We start from the raw sequence: 21,413 nt of genomic DNA, 5'->3' as shown, positions 1-21,413 counted from the left end.
AGGAGAACCACCGATGACCAGCACCACGACCACCACCCGCGTCCGTCGCACCGGAGTCCAGGGGCCGCCCTGGCTGCCCTGCAACCGGCCGCCGCTCACCATGCTCCCCACCAAGCTCGTCAAACTTCTCACGGAGTACGACGAGATCTCCGGGCGACTCTCCGAAGCCCAGAAGACCCTGGCCGACTACCGCGACAACTGGGTCGCCAAGCTCGAGGAAGCACAGCGCGCCGACGCCCGAGCCAACGCCGATGCCGCACGACACGGCAAGCCCATCAGCTCCACCCACGTCGACGGGCTCAACGCCGCGAAGGAAGCCGCCCGTGCAACCGAGGCAGCCATGTCCGAGGCAGTGAACGTCGTGTTCAACGAGGTCTACCTCATCAAGGACGCCCTCAGGGAAGACCCGAAGTACGCCGCCGCGACCCAGGCCGCCCGCACCAAGATCGCCGAAGCCGCAGCACCGCTCCTCGCCGCGATCACCGCAGCGACCGAAGCTGCAGCACTCGAAGAGTGGATCACCGAAGGACTGCCCTACGACACCACCGCTGCCCTGTCCGTCGGAGACCTCGTGCCGCACCTCGCCAACAACATGGGCGGCCAGGGAGTCCCCGCCACACCAGCAGAGCAGATCATCCACGCACTCACCCGCATTGCGGGCTGACCACACGACCACAAGGAGAGAACCCATGAACGACGAGAACCTCGGCACCCAGGCCCGCATCGAACGATCCATCGCAGCCAAGCAGGCACTGCGACCCAAGGTCGACCACAACGGCCACCCCATCGACGACAACCTGCCCGTCCACCTCTACGACAAGTTCGGGCGCCTCGTCTCAGTCAACGGCATCCCAGTTCCGCGGCCCGACGAGGCTGCGTGAACCGGAACCCTCGACGAGCAGCCACCTTCGGAAGCGGTGATCACACAGTCACCATGCGTGCGATCCCGTCACCGATACGAAGCCGAGGCAGCCAAGCCTGGGCCGAATGCACATGCGGTTGGACGACGCTGAACGTGGTCTGGACTCTCACCAGGTGGGAGCTACATCGACACCTCGGGACCTAGAGGGTCACGATCCCCGGGTTGCCCAACTCCGACTGCCAGCTGATGCGGGCACCAACGTCGAAGCGTGTCGAGAAGACGGCAAGGATCCCAGACCCCGCGAACTCGGCATCCTTCCGGTCCCTCTCCCGTTCCGCTTCCCAGTAGGCCCCCCTGGCGTCGTGCTCAAAGTACGCGCCAGGGGGGACCTCGCCTGGGCTCAAGGTGACCCTCTCGTCGTTGATCGTCAGGACGACGGTCACGTCGAACGCAGCGTGAGTGCCGACATTCTGGAAGCGAACCAGACCAGGTTCTTCGGGAACCTCGACGCGCTCCCAAGCCACATCCGATCGCTCGACACGACGCCGCGCTTCAAGGTCCGTGATCTCGGCTGCTCGCTCAGCAGCAACAGCACTGCGATCCGAAGCATCAGCCGAACGATCCGACGCGTCCGCCGAACGCCGCGAGTCGCCACGAGCGCGGAACGCAACGAACAACGCAACAGCAGCAACCACGGCAGCGGCGACCGAACCAACCCCGTCAAGATCCATGGCCGGAAGGTACAGGCAGGGTCCGACACGAGCGATCCTCGGTGGCCGAAGAGCGGGTGGCACCACCCCCCTGCCCCGGGGCCATCAGTCGCAAGATCAGGTGCTGCGCTACCTCCCCGAGCTCTTAAACGATGAGCCCTTGCATGCCCCGGGAAGGCCGTCATATGGCCGCTGTGGGGCCGTTCAGGGCGTCTTGAAGTGCCTGTAACTCGGGCTGTTTCGCGTGCCTTCACGGGCCGCAGAGAGCCCCGACTGCCTAGATGGAAGGACGACTATGGAGAAGCCAACGACTCCTCGCGGCTTGGGTGCTGCGGGGAAGCGGCTGTGGGCCGCGGTGTCTGGTGATTTCGAGCTGGCGGAGCATGAGCTTGCGTTGCTGGATGAGGCGGCTCGTGTGCGTGACCGCATCGCCGAACTGCGGGACGAGGTCGCGCGTAACGGCGTGATGATCTCCTCGAGCCAGGGCAAGCGTCTGCACCCGGGGATCGCTGAGGTTCGTCAGCAGCAGCTGGCTCTCGCTCGCCTACTGGCGACCCTGTCCGTGCCGGGGCTCGAGGACGACAACTTGCCGTCGGCTCGCCGGGTGCGGGGCGTGTATCCGATGGGTCGTGCGTCTTGAGGCGCCGGCCTCGCACGGATGATCCCGTGCCTAGGGAGATCCGGTCTTTTGACCGGCTCGATTGGGGCGGCACGCTCGAGGAGGCGTTCGCGGTGTGGCGTCGTGAGCGGTTCGACTTCGCACTGTCCCACCGCGACCTGTTGACCCCTGTGGATGCGTTGCAGGGGGCGCGGGCGGAGCAGGTGAGGGTTGGCCTTCGCCCTGCCCTTCCGGATCGTCGCCAGCGTCTCTGACGCAACCACATACCCCCGGAGGCCGGTCGTCCGCGCCTCTCCATGCCAGGCCCGCCGTCGTGCGGGCCTTTCTCGTAGGAGCATGCTGTGGAACAGATTGAGTGGCGTCCGATCCCGGGCGCTGACGGGTACGAAGCAAGCAACGATGGCCGTGTGCGGTCTCTGCGGTCCGGTGAGGCCCATGTGATGAAGCCGTCGATGGGGCCGTGCGGGTTCCAGACGCTGGGGCTTCGGCTTGAGGGGCGTCGTCGGTGCCGGCGGGTTGGGTCTCTGGTGGCGTTGGCCTTCCTTGGCCCGAGGCCGTTGGGGGCGGAGGTGCGGCGTCTGAACGGGGTCACGACTGACGACCGCCTCGAGAACCTGGCGTACGGAACCCGGGATGACGTCACTGCGGATCATGAGGCAAGGGCGCGACGCGAGGAGGCGGCGGGTGCATCTACCCGCTGCCCGAACGGACACAACTACGCCGACCTGTGGCTCGGCGAGTGGGGCGAGAGGTTCTGCCCTGATTGCCGACGCCTGGGTCTGTCGGGACCGTTGCCTGCCGGGTTGAACACGGTGGAGTGCACGGATTGCGGTCACGAGTTCTGGTGGGAGAAGCACGGTCCCCGGCCGATGTGGTGCACCGAGTGCGCGGTGGCGAACGGTGCTCAGGACTTCACTCCGACGGAGCTTGAGACTGTGCGCCTGGTCTCGTGCAGGGACTGTGGTCGCGACTTGCCGCCTTTGAACGGTCACGGACGGACGCCTTCACGGTGCTTCTTGTGCGCGCAGTTGGCCCGGCGCGAGGCGGATCGTCGTGCGATGAAGCGCTACAAGGAGAGTCGCGGGATGACTCTCCGTGAGGCAACGGGTCTCTGTGAGGATTGTGGGGTAACGCTCGCACTCTCCCCGGTGGGTGGGCAGAAGCGGCGGTGTGACGACTGCAACCGTGAGGCTCGGCGCTTGCAGGCTGAGAAGTACCGCGAGCGTCATCGCGGTGAGCGGAAGCCTGCTGAGCGTCGGGCAGCGTGCCGCGATTGCGCCACCGAGATCGTGAAGTCTGGCCCGGGTGGGATGCCGGCCCGCTGTGAGCCGTGCCGGGCCGTTGAGGCTGTCGCGAAGGATCGTCGCCACCGCGCGAAGACCGGCGAGATGAAGCTCCCGGAGACGGCGTGCGTGGGGTGTGGCGTGTCGGTCCCGCAGCATCCCGGGCTCGGTCGCGCGTTCCTGCGATGCCCTGACTGTGCCCGGGCGGAGCGGAACCGCATTCACCGGGAGTACATGGCGCAACGCCGCACTCCTCGACCCGACGCCACGTGTGAGGCGTGCGGTGGGCAGTTCGAGCTTGCACCTAAGGGTCCGGTCCCTCGCCGCTGCGGTCCGTGCAAGCTTGCTGAGGCGACGGTGGCTAAGCGTGCCCAGCGGGCGAGGCAGGCGGCAGCGTGAGGCTAACTAGCGTCCACTGGTCGGTTGATGTCTCGACGGGAGAGTGTGGGGTCCTGCGCCGCGACGGACGCGAGTACCGGGAGGTTCGAGTTCCCTCACTTCGCGTGGGACGCGGGTTGCCGGGGCGGTGCTTCTACAACGCGTCGCATTTCGCGGCTCACAACCTGGGCTGGTACTACGTGGAGGGTGTCGCCCTCTTCGAGGGCGTGAAGGCGCACCATGCCTGGGTTGCCAGCTCCGACGACGGGTCGGCGCTCGAGGTGACGTGGGACCGCCCGGGCTCGTCCTACTTCGGGGTGCCACTGGACGGTGAGACGGAGGAGTTCCTACCCGCCCTCACCGTGGTCTTCGGGGGCACGTCGCTCGTGAGCTCGCTTCTGCGCTCGACCTCGCGCACTCGGAGCGTGCCGGGGCGTGGTATCCGCCGCCCGCCCGGCTGGGGGCCGATGGCCCCTGCCTGAAGACGAAGCCCCCGACTCGCCTTTCACGCGGGTCGGGGGCTGACAACTCGCGTGATCTAGGGCACGCTTGGGTCCCACAGTTTGACTGCGGGGGTGCCGAGTGCCTAACATGTTCGTATTGCTCCCCGCCCTCCTCTGTTCCAGAGGACTGGCGGGGCTTTTTTGTTGTCGGGCTGCGCGATGAAGCCGCAGGTCGCTGTCCTCATCGACTACCAGAACGCGCACGCCTCCGGGCATGAGCGGTACTGCGATGCGTTCTCTCCACTGCACGAGTGCCTGCTAGATCCATCCATGCTTGCTCAGAAGGTTGTGGAGAAGAGGGCACCCGGTGGCGAAGTCGCCCACGTTCGTGTCTACCGAGGGCGACCCGACGCTCGCAAACAGCCAACGCTTGCCTCGGTGAACGACCAGCAGTTCAGCGCATGGATCAGCGATCCAAAGGTCGATGTCATCCGAAGACCACTTTGGTATCCGCGGGACTACGGTGAGGCAACTTGTGCTGAGTCGCCTCGCGAGAAGGGTATCGATGTCAAACTCGCCATCGACCTGATCCGACTTGCGTACGAAAGCTCCTACGACGTCTTCATCGTCTTCTCTCGTGACACGGACCTCCTACCCCCGATCGAGATGGTTCGGGAATACAAGATGGGACACGTCGAGGTGGCAGGCTGGGACGGATCTTCGAGACTGCGACTACCGAAGTTGTGGCATCACGAACTCGATGCAGCCGACTTCGAGGCCGTCCGCGATACTCGCGAATATCGCACTTGAACGAACTACCGGCGCGTGTCGCGCACTGCCTGCCTGGGCGCGATCTCACTGCCGTCTCTTCGGCAGAGAGGAAGACACGTCGTCGGCGCGGAACCAGCAGCACATCTCGGACCGGACTTCTGCCGGGTCGGTGAGCCAGCACACCATGACGTGCTCTGCGGTCCACCGGATCGCCCGACCGGGGACGAACTCTTCCCGGTCGCGCCACAGGGTGCGGACGATGACGGGCCGGTCCCCTTGGGGCTTGAGCGGGACACGGGCCGGCTGCTCACAGTTGAGCGGCCGACCCGTATCTTCGAACATGCGTTCGATTCTAGGCCCAGTCAGCGCCTCGGCCGCTCCGACGGCAGAGCCAGGATGAACGCCCGCAGTTCCTCCCTCTCGATGACCGGCTTCGTCCCCGAGTAGTGCGCCGCGAGGTCGCCCTTGCGGACGGCGTCACGGAGCGTGGTCTCACTGAGCCCGGTCGCCAGGGCGGCGCCGGGGATGTCGAAGCTGACTGCCTGGATCTCGTACGTCGCCATGCACCCGGACCCTATTACGACCCGCTGCACCGGCTAGACCTCCTTTGCGTGGATCGCGCGACGCCGGCGCTCTAGGTCGACCGTCTCGGCGAGCTCGAGGAGTTCAATCGCGCGACGGCGGATCACGATCGCGATCATGCTGTCCTCGGTCTCGACGCCCAACTGAACGGCAGGGACGTCGGCCGCGAATCCCATGGCTCGGAGTACTTCCACCTGATCCTCAGTCATGAGCGACGCGAAGTTCTGCCGCTCGCGCTCGGCGCCGTCGGTCAGCCCCGAAAGGTAGGCATGCTCGAAGTCGTAGAACCGACCGTCTGACGGGCTCGGATCGTTCGCGATGAGGGTCAGCACGACTGCTCGCCACCGAACGCTTCACGGGCCGTCATCCCCGTGAAGTCGAGCACCGCAGCGAGCTCCTCGACGTACATCGAGGAGCGGCCGGTCAGGTGGTCGTTGAACGTGGAGCGAGGGATTCCGAGCACTGCGGAAGTGTGCCGCTGGCTCACGCCCATCTCGCGGAGTCTCGTGGCGATGACTCGCCCAACGTGGGTGTCGATGTCACGAACCTCGTTGCTCCCGCTCTCTTCCGTCGGGCGCGCAGTAGCGTTGCTCATGGCCGTTGCCTCCTACTAGGTGATGGCCGGCCCCGTTCGGTGTTCCAGCACCGGGCGGGGCGTTTTGTCGTCTGTGACAGCCCTCGCGCCCAGTGTTCGTGGCTACTGATCCTCGGTTCCGCACGTATCACGCACGAGAGGCGCCTCCCCTTGCGGGAAAGCGCCTCTCACCTGCGGTGATACTCGTGGGCGATACTGGGTTCGAACCAGTGACCTCTTCGGTGTGAACGAAGCGCGCTACCACTGCGCCAATCGCCCGAGTGCGAGGTCGATACTAGCCTGAAACGGACCGGATCGAAAAACCGGCCCCGATCAGGGGTCGAGGCGCTCGCGACGGCGCCGCTCGAAGAGCTCGCGCGCGGCGACCGAAAGGTCTCCGGCCGCCACGTCGACGCCGTCGAGCCAGGTCACGGGCTGGACGTTGCGGACCGAGCCGGTGAGGAGCAGTGCGGCCTCCCCCGCGGTCACCTCGTCGAGCACCGCGAACGGCAGCTCTCCGGGGCGGGCCTCGCGCACCGGCAGCCCGTCCTCCGCGGCCCACTCCAGCAACAGCTCGCGCGTGATGCCGGCGAGGCAGCCGGACGCCAGGAGCGGGGTGACGAGCTCGCCCCCGCGCTCGACGAAGACGTTCGCCCCCGTGCCCTCGCACAGGTCGCCTGCGGTGTTCGCCAGGAGCGCCTCGTCGCCCCCCTTCGCGACGGCGTCGGCGAGCGCGACGACGTTCTCGGCGTACGACGTCGTCTTCAGCCCGGCGACGGCCGATCGCTCGTTGCGCGTCCAGGGTGAGCGCACGGCCCGCCCGGTGGGGCTGATGGTCGCGGGGCCCGCGGCGACGACGACCGTCTGCGCGCCGGGCGTCCGGCCGGACCCGAGCGGGCCGACACCGGCGGTCACGGTGATGCGCAGGCGCCCGACGCCGCCTGCCCCGGCCCGTGTCCGGGCGTCGGCCTCCGCGAGCACGGCCGTGACGCCGTCGAGCACGCGCTGCTCGTCCGGCGCGTCGAGCCCGAGGCCAGCGGCGGACCGCGCGAGCCGGCGCAGGTGCCGGGTGAGGGCGAACGCCTGACCGTCGAACACGGCGCACGTCTCGAACACGCCGTCCCCGACCGTCAGGCCGTGGTCCACGGCGCTCAGGGCCTCTTCGCCCGGACGGACCAGTCGCCCGTCGGCCCAGATCACGAGGTTCTCGGACGGACGGTCGGACGTCGGCGTCGTAGCCGCAGAAGTGCTCATGGCTCCAGTGTGCCGGAGGCGAGGCCGACGAGGCGTCGCGCCTTGAGCTCGGTCTCCTCCCACTCGCGCACGGGGTCGCTCCCCCACGTGATCCCGGCCCCCGTGCCGAACCGGAGCACGCCGTCGGACCACCAGAAGGTCCGGATCCCGACGGCGAGCGCCGCCTCGTCGCCGTCGACCCAGCCGATCGCCCCGCAGTAGGGACCGCGCGGCACGGGCTCGAGCGCGTCGATGATCCGGAGCGCGGACGACTTCGGGGCGCCGGACACGGACGCGGGCGGGAACGTCGCGTCGAGCAGCGCCGGCCACAGCGCCCCCGTGCCGCGCAACCCGGGGCGCAGGCGGCCGGTGACCGTGCTCACGAGGTGCACGAGACCGGGGTGGGGCTCGACCGCGAGCAGGTCCGTGACCTCGACCGTCCCCGGGTCGCACACGCGCTGGAGGTCGTTGCGCACGAGGTCGGTGATCATGACGTTCTCGGCGCGATCCTTGGCGGTGAGCCCGTCAGCGGTCCGCGCGGTGCCCTTGATCGGGCCCGACGTCACCGCCCCGCCCGCGACGCGGAGGTAGAGCTCGGGGGACGCGGTCACGACCCAGACGGGGTCGACGCCGGAGCTCGCGGGGACGTGCAGGACGCCCGCATAGGGTGCCGGGTTCCCCCGCGCCAGACGGCGCCCGAGGGCCGCGGCGTCCGGCTCGCCGCCGTCCGGGGCGACGAGCGGGGCGGACAGCACGCGGCAGACGTTGGCCTGGTAGACCTCGCCCTCGCGGACCTCGTCGCGCACGCGCGCGACCGCGGCCTCGTAGGCCGCCCGGTCCATCGAGCTCGCCCAGTCGGACGGCGCGGGCCCGCCCCACGTGTCCCTCCCGCCCTCCTCCTGCGCGAGCACCGCCGGGTCGACGCGCTCCGCGAACCGCCAGGCGCGCGCTCGGCCGCCGCGAGACGGGGCGTCGAAGTCCGCCACGACGAACCACGGGCCCTCGTCGGCGAGCCGCTCCGGCTCGCGCCACAGGTCGACGACCTCCACCACACCGGTGGCAGCGCGGCCGGCGAAGCGCGCGAGCCCCGGCCTCGACGACGTTCTCCCAGGTCCTGGCACAGGACCACGCTACCGAGCACGGGCACGCACCCGGACGAGCCCGGGCGCGCACCCGACGCGCACGGGACGACGCCGGTTGGACTCCGGGCGCGAACGTGGACTAATGTCTGGGACGCGCCGGAACGCCGGGGGCTGACAGGAAGCGATTCCTCGAAGCTCTCACCCGTCCGGCCGCGCGGATGTGGCTCAGTTGGTAGAGCATCACCTTGCCAAGGTGAGGGTCGCGGGTTCGAATCCCGTCATCCGCTCGGAGGCCCACTCTCCGTCCGCTCTCGCGGCGGCGGAGGGCAGGTCGCGGTGGAGTGGCCGAGAGGCGAGGCAGCGGCCTGCAAAGCCGTATACGTGGGTTCGAATCCCATCTCCACCTCGCAGCAGCACCACCCTTTCTGGGCGATTGGCGCAGCGGTAGCGCGCTTCCCTGACACGGAAGAGGTCACTGGTTCGATCCCAGTATCGCCCACGAGCACGACGCGAGAGGCCGCCCCGGCACCGTCCGGAGCGGCCTCTCGCGTGCCGACCATCACCCGGACCGGATGCACGGTCCGAGCGAGAAGTCGGCTAGTATGTGCTTCGCGCCGGATCACGAAGGCTCTCAGGAGCCCCACGAACCGGCCGCGCGGATGTGGCTCAGTTGGTAGAGCATCACCTTGCCAAGGTGAGGGTCGCGGGTTCGAGTCCCGTCATCCGCTCGGAGGCCCACTCTCTGGCCTGCTCCTGCGGGAGCGTGAGAGAGGACGCGTCTCAAGGTGGAGTGGCCGAGAGGCGAGGCAGCGGCCTGCAAAGCCGTATACGTGGGTTCGAATCCCATCTCCACCTCGCATGCAGTGCAGCATCACCCCGGGCGATTGGCGCAGCGGTAGCGCGCTTCCCTGACACGGAAGAGGTCACTGGTTCGATCCCAGTATCGCCCACCAGCACGAAGGCCGTCCCGGTTCCCCCGGGGCGGCCTTCGTCGTCCACTACCCTCGGCCCATGCCCGACCTGCGCCCCGCCCACGACGTGCTCGCCCTCGGCCGTGCCCCGCGTCCCACCACCGCCTCGGATCTCCTCGCCCGCCTGCGCCCCGTCCTGCTCGACGCGCTCGGACCGACCGTCCAGGGCGCCGAGCGGGCCCGGATCGACGCCGACCTCGACGGTACGGACGTCGCGCGGCTCGACGTCGACCTGACCGGCGTGCACGTGCGCGTCGGCAGCGCGTCCCAGGGCACGCCGACGGGCGCGACCGCGGCCGGCCCCGCGACCTCCGACGTCGAGGACGTGCGCTCGCGCGAGGACGCTGTCCTGCGCCGGGTGCGCGTCGACGCGCACCCGCTCCTGGTGGAGGACGTCCCGGTGGACGTGGCGGCCGAGGCCGAGGGTCTGCGTTTCCGCTGGGTCGAGGACACCACCGGCGGGCTGGGGGTCGAGGGCCTCGAACCCGACGACGCCGCGCCCCTCACCGGCCACGTCCGGGTCGCGGCGCCGCGCGACGCCGTCGTCGAGACCGCCCGGCGCCTCGTCGCGACGGAGCTCCAGAACCTCGGCCTCACGCTCGCGTCGCTCGACGTCGCGCTCGAGTCGGCGGGACCCCGCAGCGTCACGCTCCGCGCGTTCGCCCGGGTCCGCAAGGGCATCCTCTCCGCGAGCGTGCGCGCGACGGCGACCGCCGAGGTCGACGCGCAGATGGTGCTCGCCGTCCGGGACCTCGAGCTGTCGAGCCGCAACCCCGTCGTCGCGGCGCTGCTCGTCGCGGCGCGCGGCGAGCTCGCGAAGGTCGAGGGCCGCCAGGTCGACCTCGTGTCCGACCTCCCCCCGGGCGTCCGCCTCGCGGACGTCCGCGTCGACGTCGGCGAGACGCTCGCCGTCTCGGCACGCTTCGCCTGACGAGGCCGGACCGCCCTTGTGGCGACCCGCGCACGCACGTAGCGTCGAGGGCATGTGCCGGAACATCACGACCCTGCGCGGCCTCGAGCCCCCCGCCACGGACGAGGAGATCGAGGCGGCCGCACGCCAGTTCGTCCGGAAGGTGACCGGGATCCAGCGCACGAGCGCCGCGACCGAGGAGCCGTTCGAGCGGGCGGTCGACGAGGTCACGGCCATCGTCGCCCGGCTGCTCGACGAGCTGCCGGAGCGCCGCAACCCGCCGACGACCGTCCCGCCGCTCCGGCGCGAGGAGGTCCGGGCCCGCATCGCCGCGCGCGAGGCCGCCGAGCTCGAGCACGAGCGGGCGCACGCCCTGGGGATCGCCCATACCCACTGAGACGGCCCGCTGTGCCACCGGTCGGAGCCTGCCGCGTGCGCGGAACCTCGGCGACGCCGTCTAGGCTCGGGCTCTGTGAGTGCCGCACCCGCCCCGACCCCGCCGCCGGAGGCCACGCGCCCCGAACCCGTCAGCGCCAGCATGCGTCGCGCGAAGGCGGACGCGCGGTCCGCGCACGTGACCATCGGGCAGGTCCGCGAGGACGGGACGGGTCGGGTGACGATCGACTGCTCGTGCGGCATGTCGCTGACGAACGGCCCGGACTGGACCGTCGACGAGCACATCCGCCTCCATCGCGCCGAGGCGCGCTATCTCGCGCTGAGCACCGTGGCTCCGGCAGGGATGCCCCGGCTCATCCCGGTCGACGCCGACCGGCTGCCGCGCGTGGACTGACGCTCAGAGCTCGTCGGGGTCGTCCCAGGACGTGCCCGACGACGCGCCGTCGATCGGCCGGCGCTCGTTCTCCGACAGCGACTGCGGGGCCTTGGTCGCGTCCCCTCCGGTCAGCACGTCACCGACGGCCTCCCCCTCCTCCTCGCGGCGGGGGGACAGTCGTGCGGAGGCGACGTCGGACTCGTTGAGGTCGTCGCGGTGGTCTGCGTGGGTGCTCATAGGCACGGGTCTACCAGGTCCCACGCCGCCATGCACGACCGTCCGCGGCGCGCCGTCGTCGGTGCGGGAGGAGGCGAGACGACCGCGCGCCGCACCGTGGGAACCAGACGTGCTTGGCACACTATTTAACCGCAGTGTCCGCTGTCACTCGCAGTCGGGTGCCTCCTGCGACGACAGCGACCCGGGGTGCGTGGAATCCTCAGGGGCATGCAGACCTGGCCAGGCCACCCCTACCCGTTGGGCGCCACCTATGACGGGACCGGGACGAACTTCGCCCTGTTCTCCGAGGTCGCGGAGCGCGTCGAGCTCTGCCTCCTCGGCGACGACGGCACCGAGACGCGCGTCGACCTCGAGGAGGTGGACGCGCACGTCTGGCACGTCTACCTGCCCGGGAAGGGCCCCGGCACGCGCTACGGCTACCGCGTGCACGGCCCGTACGACCCGGCCAACGGTCACCGCTGCAACCCGGCCAAGCTGCTCCTGGACCCGTACGCGAAGGCGATCGAGGGCCGGGTGGACGGCGACGAGTCCCTGTTCTCCTACCGCTTCGCCGACGGCGGTGACGCGGTGCCGGCGGACGAGGCCACCGAGGGCGAGGACGCCGAGGACGCGACCGCGACCGCTCCCCCGCTCAACGACGACGACTCCGCCGGCCACACGATGGTCTCGGTCGTCATCAATCCCTACTTCGACTGGGGGCACGACCGCCCGCCGAACCGGGACTACCACGACAGCGTGATCTACGAGGCGCACGTCAAGGGCATGACGATGCTCCACCCGGACGTGCCCGACGAGCTGCGCGGCACGTACGCCGGCATGGCGCACCCCTCCGTGATCGAGCACCTCGTGACGCTCGGCGTCACGGCGGTCGAGCTCATGCCGGTGCACCAGTTCGTCAACGACCCCACGCTCGTCGAGAAGGGGCTGTCGAACTACTGGGGCTACAACACCGTCGGGTTCTTCGCGCCCCACAACGGCTACGCGGCGTACGGGACGCGCGGGCAGCAGGTCATGGAGTTCAAGACCATGGTCAAGGCGCTTCACGAGGCCGGCATCGAGGTCATCCTCGACGTCGTCTACAACCACACCGCCGAGGGCAACCACCTCGGCCCGACGCTGAGCTTCCGCGGCATCGACAACAAGGCGTACTACAGGCTGGTCGACGGCGACGAGGCGCACTACTTCGACACGACCGGCACGGGCAACTCCCTGCTCATGCGCTCGCCGCACGTGCTCCAGCTCATTATGGACTCGCTGCGCTACTGGGTGACCGAGATGCACGTGGACGGGTTCCGCTTCGACCTCGCCGCGACCCTGGCCCGGCAGTTCCACGAGGTCGACCGCCTCTCGGCGTTCTTCGACATCGTCCAGCAGGACCCGGTGATCTCCCAGGTGAAGCTCATCGCCGAGCCGTGGGACCTCGGCGACGGCGGCTACCAGGTGGGCGGCTTCCCGCCGCTGTGGACCGAGTGGAACGGGCAGTACCGGGACACCGTGCGCGACTTCTGGCGCGGCGAGCCCTCGACCCTGCCCGAGCTCGCGAGCCGGCTCACGGGCTCCTCCGACCTCTACGAGCACAGCGGCCGCAAGCCCATCGCGTCGATCAACTTCGTCACGGCGCACGACGGCTTCACGCTGAACGACCTCGTGTCCTACGACGAGAAGCACAACGAGGCCAACGGCGAGGACAACCACGACGGCGAGAGCCACAACCGGTCCTGGAACTGCGGGGTCGAGGGGCCGACGGACGACCCCGAGGTGCGGGCGCTCCGCGCGCGCCAGCGCCGCAACTTCCTCGCCACGCTGCTGCTCTCCCAGGGCGTGCCGATGCTCGCGCACGGCGACGAGATCGCGCGCACGCAGGGCGGCAACAACAACGGCTACTGCCAGGACAACGAGATCACGTGGATGGACTGGGGCGGCGAGGAGGGCCTCGACGACGAGCGGGCCGCACTCCTCGACTTCGCCCGCCGGGTCGTGTGGCTGCGCCGCGACCACCCGGTGCTGCACCGGCGCCGCTTCTTCCTGGGCCGAGGCGGCTCCGGGACGGCCGACGACGAGCTGCCCGACATCGAGTGGCTGGACATCACCGGGTCGCGCATGGACCAGCAGGACTGGGACCACGCGTACGCGCGCACGGTCATGGTGTTCCTCAACGGCGACGCGATCCCCGAGCAGGACCGGCGCGGCGAGCCGATCGTCGACGACTCGTTCCTCCTGCTGCTCAACGCCCACTCGGACGCCCTCGAGTTCACCGTGCCGCCCGCGGCGTACGGGGAGGGCTGGGACGTCGTGCTGGACACCGACGGCACGGTGGACGTCGGGGACTCCCTGCACCCGGGCGACACGGTCTCCGTGACGGGCCGCAGCGTCATCGTCCTGACCCGCCCGCCGCTGCGATGACGGCCGCCACCCCCGGCCTCGGCGCGACCGGCGAGCACGGCGCGCCGCCCCGCGTCCCGGTCTCCACGTACCGGCTCCAGCTCGGCCCCGACCTCACGTTCGACGACGCCGCGCGCCAGGTGCCCTACCTCGCGTCGCTCGGGGTCACCCACCTCTACCTCTCCCCCGTGCTCCAGGCCGCGCCCGGCTCGACGCACGGGTACGACGTCGTCGACCACTCTCGCGTCAGCGACGAGCTCGGCGGCCGCGAAGGGCTCGATCGCCTGGCCGCGAGCGCCCGCGCGGCGGGCCTGGGCATCGTGCTCGACGTCGTGCCGAACCACATGGCGGTCCCGACCCCTGCGTGGCACAACCGCGCGCTGTGGTCCGTGCTCGAGGAGGGCCCCGACTCGCCCTACGCCCGGTGGTTCGACGTCGACTGGTCCGCGGGCGAGGGCGCGGTCCTCATGCCGGTGCTCGGCGCGCGCCTGGGCGACGTGCTCGCGGCGGGTGAGATCACGGTCGACGAGGTCGCGATCCCCGGGTCGCCGGAGCCCCGGCGCGTGCTCCGGTACTACGACCACGTCTTTCCCGTGCGGTTGGGCACGGAGGACCTGCCGCTCACCGAGCTGGTGGAGCGCCAGCACTACCGCCTCGCGTACTGGCGCGTCGGCGACGAGGAGCTCAACTACCGGCGGTTCTTCGACGTCGGGTCGCTCGTCGCCGTCCGGGTCGAGGACGAGGAGGTCTTCGACGCGACGCACGCGCTCGTGCTCGGGCTCGTCGCCGACGGTACGGTCGACGGGCTGCGCATCGACCACCCGGACGGCCTCGCGGACCCGGCGCAGTACCTGCAGCGGCTCGCGGACCGCACGGACGGCGCGTGGGTCGTCGTGGAGAAGATCCTCGCGGGCGAGGAGCAGGTGCCGCCGGACTGGGCGACGGTCGGGACCACGGGGTACGACGTCGCGTGGCGGCTCCAGCAGCTCTTCGTGGACCCGGGCGGCCGCTCGGGTCTGGACGCGGTGATGACGCGCCTCACGGGCGCGACACCGGGCGGCCTGGGCGCGCTCGTCGAGGTGGCGAAGCGCGAGGTCGTCGCGGGACCGCTGTACGCGGAGGTGCACCGGCTGACCGACCTGGCGGCCGCCGTCTGCCACGACGACCCGCGGCTGCGCGACCACACGTGGCGCGGCCTGCACCAGTGCCTGCGCGAGCTGCTCGTCGCGTTCGACCGGTACCGGGCCTACGTCGTCCCGGGCACGCCGCCCCGGCACGAGGCGGTCCGCGCGGTCGAGGAGGCGGCCGACCGCGCGCGGGCGCGCCTCGACCCGCAGCGCGCGGAGACGCTCGACGTCGTGGTGGACCTCGTGCTGGGCCGGGAGGTCGGCAGCGCGGGACGCCGGCGCGAGCCGCGCCGCGACGAGCTCGTCGTGAGGTTCCAGCAGGTGTGCGGCGCCGTGACGGCGAAGGGCGTGGAGGACACGGCGTTCTACCGGTGGACCGAGCTCGTGAGCCTGTGCGAGGTCGGGGGCGAGCCGGACCGGTTCAGCCTCGGCGTGCACGACTGGCACGCGTTCGCGCAGCGGTTCGCCGCGCTCACCCCGCACGCCCTCACGGCGGGGTCCACGCACGACACCAAGCGCGGCGAGGACACACGTGCGGCGCTCGGTGTGCTGTCCGAGGACGCGGGCGGGTGGTCGCGCCTCGTCGAGGAGGTCCGCGCCGCGACGGCCCCCTACCGCGGCGTGCTCGTAGACGGCCTCGCCGAGAACCTCCTGTGGCAGACCGTGGCGGGCACGTGGCTGCCCGGCGTCGGCCCCGGGACCGACCCGGCCCACGGCGCGCCGGACGAGGCGATCGCGCCCGACCGCCTCGTCGACTACCTGCGCAAGGCTCTGCGCGAGGCCAAGGTCGCGACGTCGTGGACGAGCCCGGACGTCGCCTACGAGGACGCCGTGGCCGACCTCGCGCGCCGCGCGCTCGGCGACCCGGCCGTGACCCGCGCCTTCGCCCGGTGGTCCCGGGAGCACCTCGAGGAGCTGCGCGCCGCGAGCCTCGGGATCACGCTCGTCCGGCTCACGGCTCCCGGCGTCGCGGACGTGTACCAGGGCGCGGAGTCCTACGCGCCGACCCTCGTGGACCCGGACAACCGCCGCCCGGTCGACGTCGAGGCGCTGACGGAGCGACTGGCGCGGCTCGACGGCGGGGCGCCCGCGCGCACGCTCACCGACGAGAAGCTGCTCGTCACGGCACGCGCGCTGCGGCTGCGCCGCGCCCTCGCCGACGCGTTCGTGGGCGAGGGCGCGGGGTACGCCCCCGTCGCGTCGTCGACGCCGTGCGCGCTCGCGTTCGCGCGCACGACCCCGCGTGGCCCGCGCACGGCCGCCGACGCGGACGCCGCGTCCGTCGCGCGCGTGGTGACCGTCGCGACGCGGCTCGCGGGCACGGTCGACCGGCTCGGCGGGTGGCGCGACCACGTCGTCGCGCTCCCCCAGGGCACGGGGGCGTGGGTCGACGTGCTCACCGGGCGGGAGCACCCGTCCGGCACGGTCCGCGTGGCCGACCTGCTCGCCGACCTCCCGGTCGCGCTCCTCGTCGACCGCGGCGACGCCGTGAGCGCCGTCGACGCGAGCACGGACGAGGCCCCGCCTGCGGGGGGCGCGCCGTGACGGCCGACCCGACGACCCCGACGCCTGGTGGACCCGCGCCCCGCGTCCCTGCGCCCCGGTCGACCCCCCTGCTCGCCGTGCCCGGCCCGCGACCCGTCGTCTGGGCGCCGACGGCGCGCAGCGTCGAGCTCCTCCTGCCCGAGCCCGGCTCCGGGACGTTCGAGGGTGCGGAGCGCCTCCCCCTGCGCCTCGTCGGCGCGCACGTGCCCGGCTGGTGGGGCTACGACCACGAGCTGCCGTGGGGCACGGACTACGGGTACGCGGTCGACGGCGGACCGGGCCGGCCCGACCCCCGCAGCCCGTGGCAGCCCTACGGCGTGCACGGTCCGAGCCGCACGTTCGACGCAGCGTTCGCGTGGACCGACGACGCGTGGGCGGGCCGGGACGTGCGGGGCGAGGTGCTCTACGAGCTGCACGTGGGCACGTTCACGCCGCAGGGCACGCTCGACGCCGCGATCGACCGGCTCGACCACCTCGTCGAGCTGGGCGTCGGCGCGGTCGAGCTCCTGCCGGTCGCGGCGTTCGGCGGCGAGCGCGGCTGGGGCTACGACGGCGTGCACCCGTACGCGGTGCACGAGCCGTACGGTGGACCGCGCGCGCTCCAGCGGTTCGTGGACACCGCGCACGCGCGCGGGCTCGCCGTCGTGCTCGACGTCGTCTACAACCACCTCGGCCCGTCCGGGAACTACCTGCCGGAGTTCGGCCCGTACTTCACCGACGCGCACGAGACCCCCTGGGGCTCGGCGGTGAACCTCGACCGCCCGGGCAGCCGCGAGGTGCGCGAGTGGGTCATCGACAACGCCGAGCGGTGGTTCGTCGAGTTCCACGTCGACGCGCTGCGCCTCGACGCCGTGCACGCGCTCGTCGACGACTCCCCCACGCACCTGCTGGCCGAGCTCGCGCGGCGGGTCGACCGGGTCGAGCAGGAGCTCGGGCGGCCGCTCACCCTCGTGGCGGAGTCGGACGAGAACGACCCGGCCACGGTCACGGGCGTCGAGCAGGGCGGGCGCGGCATGCGCGCCCAGTGGGCGGACGACGTCCACCACGCCGTGCACGCGCTCCTCACGGGCGAGCGGCAGGGCTACTACGTCGACTTCGGCTCGGTCGCCGTGCTGCGCAAGGCCCTCACGGGCGTGTTCGTGCACGACGGCACGTTCTCCACCTTCCGTGGCCGCACGTGGGGCCACCCGCTGCCCGCGGGGACCGACGGGCACGCGTTCGTCGTGAGCGCGCAGAACCACGACCAGGTCGGCAACCGTGCCTTCGGGGACCGGCCGTCGGCCACGCTCGACGGCGGCGGGCTCGCCGCGGCCGCCGCGCTCGTGCTGGTCTCCCCGTTCACGCCGCTGCTCTTCATGGGCGAGGAGTGGGGCGCGTCGACGCCGTGGCAGTTCTTCACCGACCACGCCGAGCCGGAGCTCGCCGAGGCGGTCCGGCGTGGCCGGGCCGCCGAGTTCGCCGACCACGGGTGGACCGACGGCGCGCCCGTCCCCGACCCGCAGGCGCGGGAGACCCGCGACGCGAGCGTCCTCGACTGGGACGAGCGCGACCGGGGCGAGCACGCGCGGCTGCTCGCCTGGTACCGCGCGCTGGTCGCGCTGCGGTCGCGGCCCGACGTCCGCTCGGGCGACCTCTCGCGCGTGCGCGTCCACGGCCCCGGGGGCGTGGACGACGACGGCTCGAGCGAGGAGCCGGCGACGGCGTCGGCGCCGCACGGCGGGCCGGCGTTCGTCGTGGACCGCGGGACGGTCGCGGTCGCGGTGAACCTCGGCGACGCGCCCCGGCGGCTCCGGCTCGCGCTCGGCGGGACCCCGCGCGTGCTCGCCGCGTGGGACCCGGCGACGAGCGTGCACCGGCACGGGGTCGACCTCCCCGCGCGTTCGGTCGCCGTCCTGGCCTGGGTGTGACTACGCTCACGCCCATGTCGACGACGAAGAAGAGGTCGAAGAAGAAGCATGGCAAGGACTCACGGGCAGGCTCGGAGTCCGGATCGGCGTCGGCAGCGCTCAGCGCCGACTGGGAGGTCGCCCCCACAGAGTCGCTGCGCGTGCGCGCCGGGTTCGACCTCGCCACGTTCGACCGTGGCTCGACGCCGGGCTTCGCGGGCGACAAGGCCGCCGGCCAGGCGCTCGTCGCGCGGCACGCGGACGAGCTCTCCGAGCTTCAGGAACGCCTGTTCGCCGAGGGACGGTCGGGCGGCTCGCGCTCCGTGCTGCTCGTGCTCCAGGGCATGGACACCGCGGGCAAGGGTGGCATCGTGCGGCACGTCGTCGGCCTCGTCGACCCGCAGGGCGTCGCGCACCGCTCGTTCGGGGTCCCGACGCCCGAGGAGCGCAAGCACCACTACCTGTGGCGCATCCGCCGCGCCCTGCCCGAGCCCGGGTACATCGGCGTCTTCGACCGCTCCCACTACGAGGACGTGCTGGTCGCGCGCGTCGACGGTCTCGTGGCCCCCGACGTCTGGGAGGCGCGGTACGACGAGATCAACCGGTTCGAGGAGAAGGTCGTCGCGTCCGGGACCACGATCGTCAAGGTCGCGCTGCTCGTCTCCTACGAGGAGCAGCGGGCTCGGCTCATGGAGCGCCTGGAGCGCCCGGACAAGTTCTGGAAGTACAACCCGAACGACGTCGACTCGCGCCAGAAGTGGCCCGCGTACCAGGAGGCGTACCAGGCCGTCCTCGACCGGACGAGCACCGAGGCCGCGCCCTGGCACGTGGTCCCGGCCGACCGCAAGTGGTTCGCACGCCTCGCGGTGAGCGAGCTGCTCCTCGACGCGCTGCGTCGCCTCGACCTCGGCTGGCCCCCGGCCGACTTCGACATCGAGGTCGAGAAGAAGCGCCTCGCCGCGACGTGAGCCGCGGCCCCGTGCCGCTCGGGGCGGCCGTCAGGCCGACGCGCGCGCGACCGCGCGACCGTCCTCGGCGAGCGCGCCGAGACGCGAGAGCGCGCGGTAGTACTTCTTGCGGTACCCGCCGCGCAGCATCTCCGCGGTGAAGAGGCTCCGCTCGCCGGTGTACTCGCCGGACCCGGCGAGCAGCACGGGGACGTCGCGGTCGTAGAGGCGGTCGACGAGGACCACGAGGCGCAGCGCGGCGGACTGCTCGGTCACGGTGTGCACGCCGGTGAGCGCGACGACCTCGACGCCGTCGAGCAGCGCACGGTAGCGGCTCGGGTGCACCTGGGACAGGTGGGCGAGCAGGTCGTCGAACGCGTCCAGCGTGGCCCCGGGACGGCCGACGACGGCGGCCCGCACGTCGGCCTCGGGCAGCGGGGCGGAGTCGGTGACGACCGCGCGGTGGCGGTAGTCCTCGCCGTCGACGCGCAGCACCTCGAACCGGGCCGCGAGCGCCTGGATCTCGCGCAGGAAGTCCTCGGCGGCGAAGCGGCCCTCGCCGAGCGCCTCGGGCAGCGTGTTCGACGTCGCGGCGAGCGCGACCCCGCGGTCGGCGAGCTCGCGCAGGAGCCGGGACATGAGCACGGTGTCGCCCGGGTCGTCGAGCTCGAACTCGTCGATGCACACGAGCTTCTTCGTGGCCAGCGCTTCGACGGTGGCCTGGAAGCCGAGGGCGCCCACGAGGTTCGTGTACTCGACGAACGTGCCGTAGGCGCTCACGTCGAGACCCACGGCGTGCGCGAGGGACGTGAGGAGGTGGGTCTTGCCGACGCCGAACCCGCCGTCCATGTACACCGCGGGAGCGGTCTGCTTGCGGGCGCCGAACAGGCCCTTGCGTGCGGGCTTCACGACGGCGGCAGCGACCTCCTCGAGCCGCGCGACGGTGCGCGCCTGGCTCGGGTAGGCGGGGTTCGCGCGGTACGTCGAGAAGCGCGCGTCGGCGAAGTGGCGCGGAGGCACGAGGTCGGCCAGCAGGCGCGTGGGTGGGACGGCCGGGCGGACGTCGACGAGGGTGCGGGGGCGCGCGGTCGCACCGGTGGCCGCGCCGGAGGTCGACGCGTGGGAGGTGCCGGGGAGGGCGGCCGGGGCCGAGGCGCCACCGGCGACGGGCGAAGTCACGAGGATCCAGCCTACGCCTGCCGTTAGCCTGACCGGTGTGACCTCCACCACGGCCCCGCCCGACGAGCCGACCGAAGCGCCGGGCGTCGGCCGCACGGACCTTCCCGCGCTCGACGTCCTCCTGCCGGACCCGGAGCACCTTCCCCCGGACGCCCGGGAGGAGCGACTCGCAGCCCTCTACGCGTACGGGCCGCCGACGCGCGGGGCCCACGTCGTGCGCGCCAACATGGTCGCGAGCGTCGACGGCGCGGCCTGGGGCCCGGACCACCGGTCCGGGTCGATCAACGACGACGCGGACTGGCGCGTCTTCCGGGTCCTGCGCGCGCTCGCCGACGTCGTGCTCGTCGGCGCGGGGACCGCCCGCGCCGAGGGCTACACCGCGCTCGACCGGCCGCGCGGCCTGCGGCACCTGCACGACACCCCGCTCGAGCTCGCGATCGTGACGCGCAGCGGGCGCGTGCCCGAGGCGCTGAGGCGGGGCGAGCGACCGCCCTACGTGCTCACCGCACCGGCCGGGGCCGCCACGGCGCGGGCGGACGTGCCCCCGGACCGCGTGCTCGTCGTCGGGCAGGACGCCGTCGGGGCCGCAGACGGCGGGGAACCAGGCGCCGCCGTGGACCTGGCGGCCGGGCTCGCCGCGCTCGCCGACCGCGGGCTGGTCCGCGTGCTCGCGGAGGGCGGCCCCACGCTCCTGGGCGACCTGCTCTCGGCCGACCTCGTCGACGAGCTGTGCGTCACCACGACGCCGACCGTCGTGGGGCGCGGACCCGGCCGGATCGTGGCCGGGACGGCGGCGTCGGGCACGACGGCGCTCCCGCCCCGGGGAGCACGTCTCGCCCACCTGCTGCACAGCCCCGACGACCGGCCCGGGTCGCCGGCCGGTACGACCGCCGCGCGCTGGCTCCTCCCGCTAGGCTGAC

22 protein-coding genes and 7 tRNA genes are annotated in these 21,413 nt (G+C 71.9%); 19 read left to right on the top strand and 10 right to left on the bottom strand.

What is annotated here, in order from left to right:
- Positions 1–13 precede the first annotated feature (13 nt).
- Positions 14–664, top strand: a complete 651-nt coding sequence (locus tag ACN9MS_RS09760) for a hypothetical protein (RefSeq protein ID WP_426311710.1) — start codon at positions 14–16, stop codon at positions 662–664.
- Positions 665–689: 25 nt separating this feature from the next.
- On the top strand, positions 690–881 hold the full coding sequence (locus ACN9MS_RS09755) for a hypothetical protein (RefSeq protein WP_426311709.1): 192 nt from the start codon (positions 690–692) through the stop codon (positions 879–881).
- Positions 882–1,062: 181 nt separating this feature from the next.
- Here ACN9MS_RS09755 and ACN9MS_RS09750 read toward each other — a convergent pair whose 3' ends face one another.
- Positions 1,063–1,593 (bottom strand): hypothetical protein, encoded by a 531-nt coding sequence (locus ACN9MS_RS09750; RefSeq protein ID WP_426311708.1) that lies wholly within the window; start codon positions 1,591–1,593, stop codon positions 1,063–1,065.
- 274 nt (positions 1,594–1,867) lie between these two features.
- Here ACN9MS_RS09750 and ACN9MS_RS09745 point away from each other — a divergent pair, with 274 nt between their 5' ends.
- The 3 genes from ACN9MS_RS09745 to ACN9MS_RS09735 all read left to right on the top strand — a co-directional run bounded on the left by ACN9MS_RS09745 (position 1,868) and on the right by ACN9MS_RS09735 (position 5,105).
- A complete protein-coding gene (locus tag ACN9MS_RS09745) occupies positions 1,868–2,212 on the top strand; it encodes a terminase (protein WP_426311707.1) in 345 nt (114 codons plus the stop codon).
- Between the two features lie 320 nt (positions 2,213–2,532).
- Entirely contained in the window at positions 2,533–3,873 is a 1,341-nt protein-coding gene (locus ACN9MS_RS09740; protein ID WP_426311706.1) for an NUMOD4 domain-containing protein, read from the top strand.
- Positions 3,874–4,514: 641 nt separating this feature from the next.
- Positions 4,515–5,105 (top strand): NYN domain-containing protein, encoded by a 591-nt coding sequence (locus tag ACN9MS_RS09735; protein ID WP_426311705.1) that lies wholly within the window; start codon positions 4,515–4,517, stop codon positions 5,103–5,105.
- 45 nt (positions 5,106–5,150) lie between these two features.
- Here the strand turns inward: ACN9MS_RS09735 and ACN9MS_RS09730 are convergent, their stop codons facing one another.
- From ACN9MS_RS09730 to ACN9MS_RS09700, 7 genes are all read right to left on the bottom strand, one after another.
- Positions 5,151–5,408 carry a hypothetical protein gene (locus ACN9MS_RS09730; RefSeq protein WP_426311704.1) on the bottom strand — a complete coding sequence of 86 codons (258 nt, stop codon included), beginning with the start codon at positions 5,406–5,408 and terminating at the stop codon, positions 5,151–5,153.
- A gap of 20 nt (positions 5,409–5,428) precedes the next feature.
- On the bottom strand, positions 5,429–5,629 hold the full coding sequence (locus tag ACN9MS_RS09725) for a hypothetical protein (RefSeq protein ID WP_426311703.1): 201 nt from the start codon (positions 5,627–5,629) through the stop codon (positions 5,429–5,431).
- A 33-nt stretch (positions 5,630–5,662) separates the two neighbouring features.
- On the bottom strand, positions 5,663–5,980 hold the full coding sequence (locus tag ACN9MS_RS09720; protein WP_426311702.1) for a hypothetical protein: 318 nt from the start codon (positions 5,978–5,980) through the stop codon (positions 5,663–5,665).
- Complete coding sequence (locus tag ACN9MS_RS09715) at positions 5,974–6,111, bottom strand: hypothetical protein (RefSeq protein WP_426311701.1); 138 nt, start codon at positions 6,109–6,111, stop codon at positions 5,974–5,976. The genes ACN9MS_RS09720 and ACN9MS_RS09715 overlap by 7 nt, the downstream gene beginning before the upstream one ends.
- 318 nt (positions 6,112–6,429) lie before the next feature.
- Positions 6,430–6,501, bottom strand: a tRNA-Val gene (locus ACN9MS_RS09710).
- Between the two features lie 54 nt (positions 6,502–6,555).
- Entirely contained in the window at positions 6,556–7,476 is a 921-nt protein-coding gene (locus ACN9MS_RS09705) for an aminotransferase class IV (RefSeq protein WP_426311700.1), read from the bottom strand.
- Complete coding sequence (locus ACN9MS_RS09700) at positions 7,473–8,507, bottom strand: chorismate-binding protein (protein WP_426311874.1); 1,035 nt, start codon at positions 8,505–8,507, stop codon at positions 7,473–7,475. Before ACN9MS_RS09700 ends, ACN9MS_RS09705 begins: the two co-directional genes overlap by 4 nt.
- A 244-nt stretch (positions 8,508–8,751) precedes the next feature.
- Between ACN9MS_RS09700 and ACN9MS_RS09695 the strand changes: the two genes are divergently transcribed.
- From ACN9MS_RS09695 to ACN9MS_RS09655, 9 genes are all read left to right on the top strand, one after another.
- Positions 8,752–8,824 (top strand) — tRNA-Gly (locus ACN9MS_RS09695).
- Between the two features lie 48 nt (positions 8,825–8,872).
- Positions 8,873–8,943, top strand: a tRNA-Cys gene (locus ACN9MS_RS09690).
- Between the two features lie 21 nt (positions 8,944–8,964).
- A tRNA-Val gene (locus ACN9MS_RS09685) sits at positions 8,965–9,036 on the top strand.
- A 156-nt stretch (positions 9,037–9,192) separates the two neighbouring features.
- Positions 9,193–9,265: transfer RNA gene (locus ACN9MS_RS09680), tRNA-Gly, on the top strand.
- Between the two features lie 56 nt (positions 9,266–9,321).
- A tRNA-Cys gene (locus tag ACN9MS_RS09675) sits at positions 9,322–9,392 on the top strand.
- Between the two features lie 23 nt (positions 9,393–9,415).
- Positions 9,416–9,490: transfer RNA gene (locus ACN9MS_RS09670), tRNA-Val, on the top strand.
- Between the two features lie 58 nt (positions 9,491–9,548).
- Positions 9,549–10,439, top strand: a complete 891-nt coding sequence (locus tag ACN9MS_RS09665; RefSeq protein ID WP_426311699.1) for a hypothetical protein — start codon at positions 9,549–9,551, stop codon at positions 10,437–10,439.
- A 52-nt stretch (positions 10,440–10,491) separates the two neighbouring features.
- A complete protein-coding gene (locus tag ACN9MS_RS09660; RefSeq protein WP_378216815.1) occupies positions 10,492–10,815 on the top strand; it encodes a DUF2277 domain-containing protein in 324 nt (107 codons plus the stop codon).
- A 75-nt stretch (positions 10,816–10,890) separates the two neighbouring features.
- Positions 10,891–11,208, top strand: coding sequence for a hypothetical protein (locus tag ACN9MS_RS09655; RefSeq protein WP_426311698.1), 318 nt, complete (start codon positions 10,891–10,893; stop codon positions 11,206–11,208).
- 3 nt (positions 11,209–11,211) lie between these two features.
- Here the strand turns inward: ACN9MS_RS09655 and ACN9MS_RS09650 are convergent, their stop codons facing one another.
- On the bottom strand, positions 11,212–11,427 hold the full coding sequence (locus tag ACN9MS_RS09650; protein WP_087471935.1) for a hypothetical protein: 216 nt from the start codon (positions 11,425–11,427) through the stop codon (positions 11,212–11,214).
- A gap of 207 nt (positions 11,428–11,634) precedes the next feature.
- Here ACN9MS_RS09650 and glgX point away from each other — a divergent pair, with 207 nt between their 5' ends.
- The 4 genes from glgX (at position 11,635) to ACN9MS_RS09630 (ending at position 19,335) form a co-directional block, all read left to right on the top strand.
- Positions 11,635–13,830 (top strand): glycogen debranching protein GlgX, encoded by a 2,196-nt coding sequence (gene glgX, locus ACN9MS_RS09645; protein ID WP_426311697.1) that lies wholly within the window; start codon positions 11,635–11,637, stop codon positions 13,828–13,830.
- Entirely contained in the window at positions 13,827–16,481 is a 2,655-nt protein-coding gene (gene treY, locus ACN9MS_RS09640; protein ID WP_426311696.1) for a malto-oligosyltrehalose synthase, read from the top strand. Before glgX ends, treY begins: the two co-directional genes overlap by 4 nt.
- A 77-nt stretch (positions 16,482–16,558) precedes the next feature.
- Positions 16,559–18,388: a malto-oligosyltrehalose trehalohydrolase gene (treZ, locus tag ACN9MS_RS09635; protein ID WP_426311695.1), complete on the top strand. Its 1,830-nt coding sequence runs from the start codon at positions 16,559–16,561 to the stop codon at positions 18,386–18,388.
- A gap of 14 nt (positions 18,389–18,402) precedes the next feature.
- Positions 18,403–19,335, top strand: a complete 933-nt coding sequence (locus tag ACN9MS_RS09630) for a PPK2 family polyphosphate kinase (protein ID WP_426311694.1) — start codon at positions 18,403–18,405, stop codon at positions 19,333–19,335.
- A gap of 30 nt (positions 19,336–19,365) precedes the next feature.
- Here ACN9MS_RS09630 and zapE read toward each other — a convergent pair whose 3' ends face one another.
- On the bottom strand, positions 19,366–20,493 hold the full coding sequence (gene zapE, locus ACN9MS_RS09625; RefSeq protein ID WP_426311693.1) for a cell division protein ZapE: 1,128 nt from the start codon (positions 20,491–20,493) through the stop codon (positions 19,366–19,368).
- A 37-nt stretch (positions 20,494–20,530) separates the two neighbouring features.
- Between zapE and ACN9MS_RS09620 the strand changes: the two genes are divergently transcribed.
- Entirely contained in the window at positions 20,531–21,412 is an 882-nt protein-coding gene (locus ACN9MS_RS09620; RefSeq protein WP_426311692.1) for a dihydrofolate reductase family protein, read from the top strand.
- The last annotated feature ends 1 nt before the right edge of the window (position 21,413 follow it).

The organism is Cellulosimicrobium sp. E-16, assembly GCF_049913115.1.
GTDB lineage: Bacteria > Actinomycetota > Actinomycetes > Actinomycetales > Cellulomonadaceae > Cellulosimicrobium.
The sequence above is the reverse complement of the archived record's forward strand: the minus strand, read 5'-3'. Positions and strand labels throughout refer to the sequence as shown.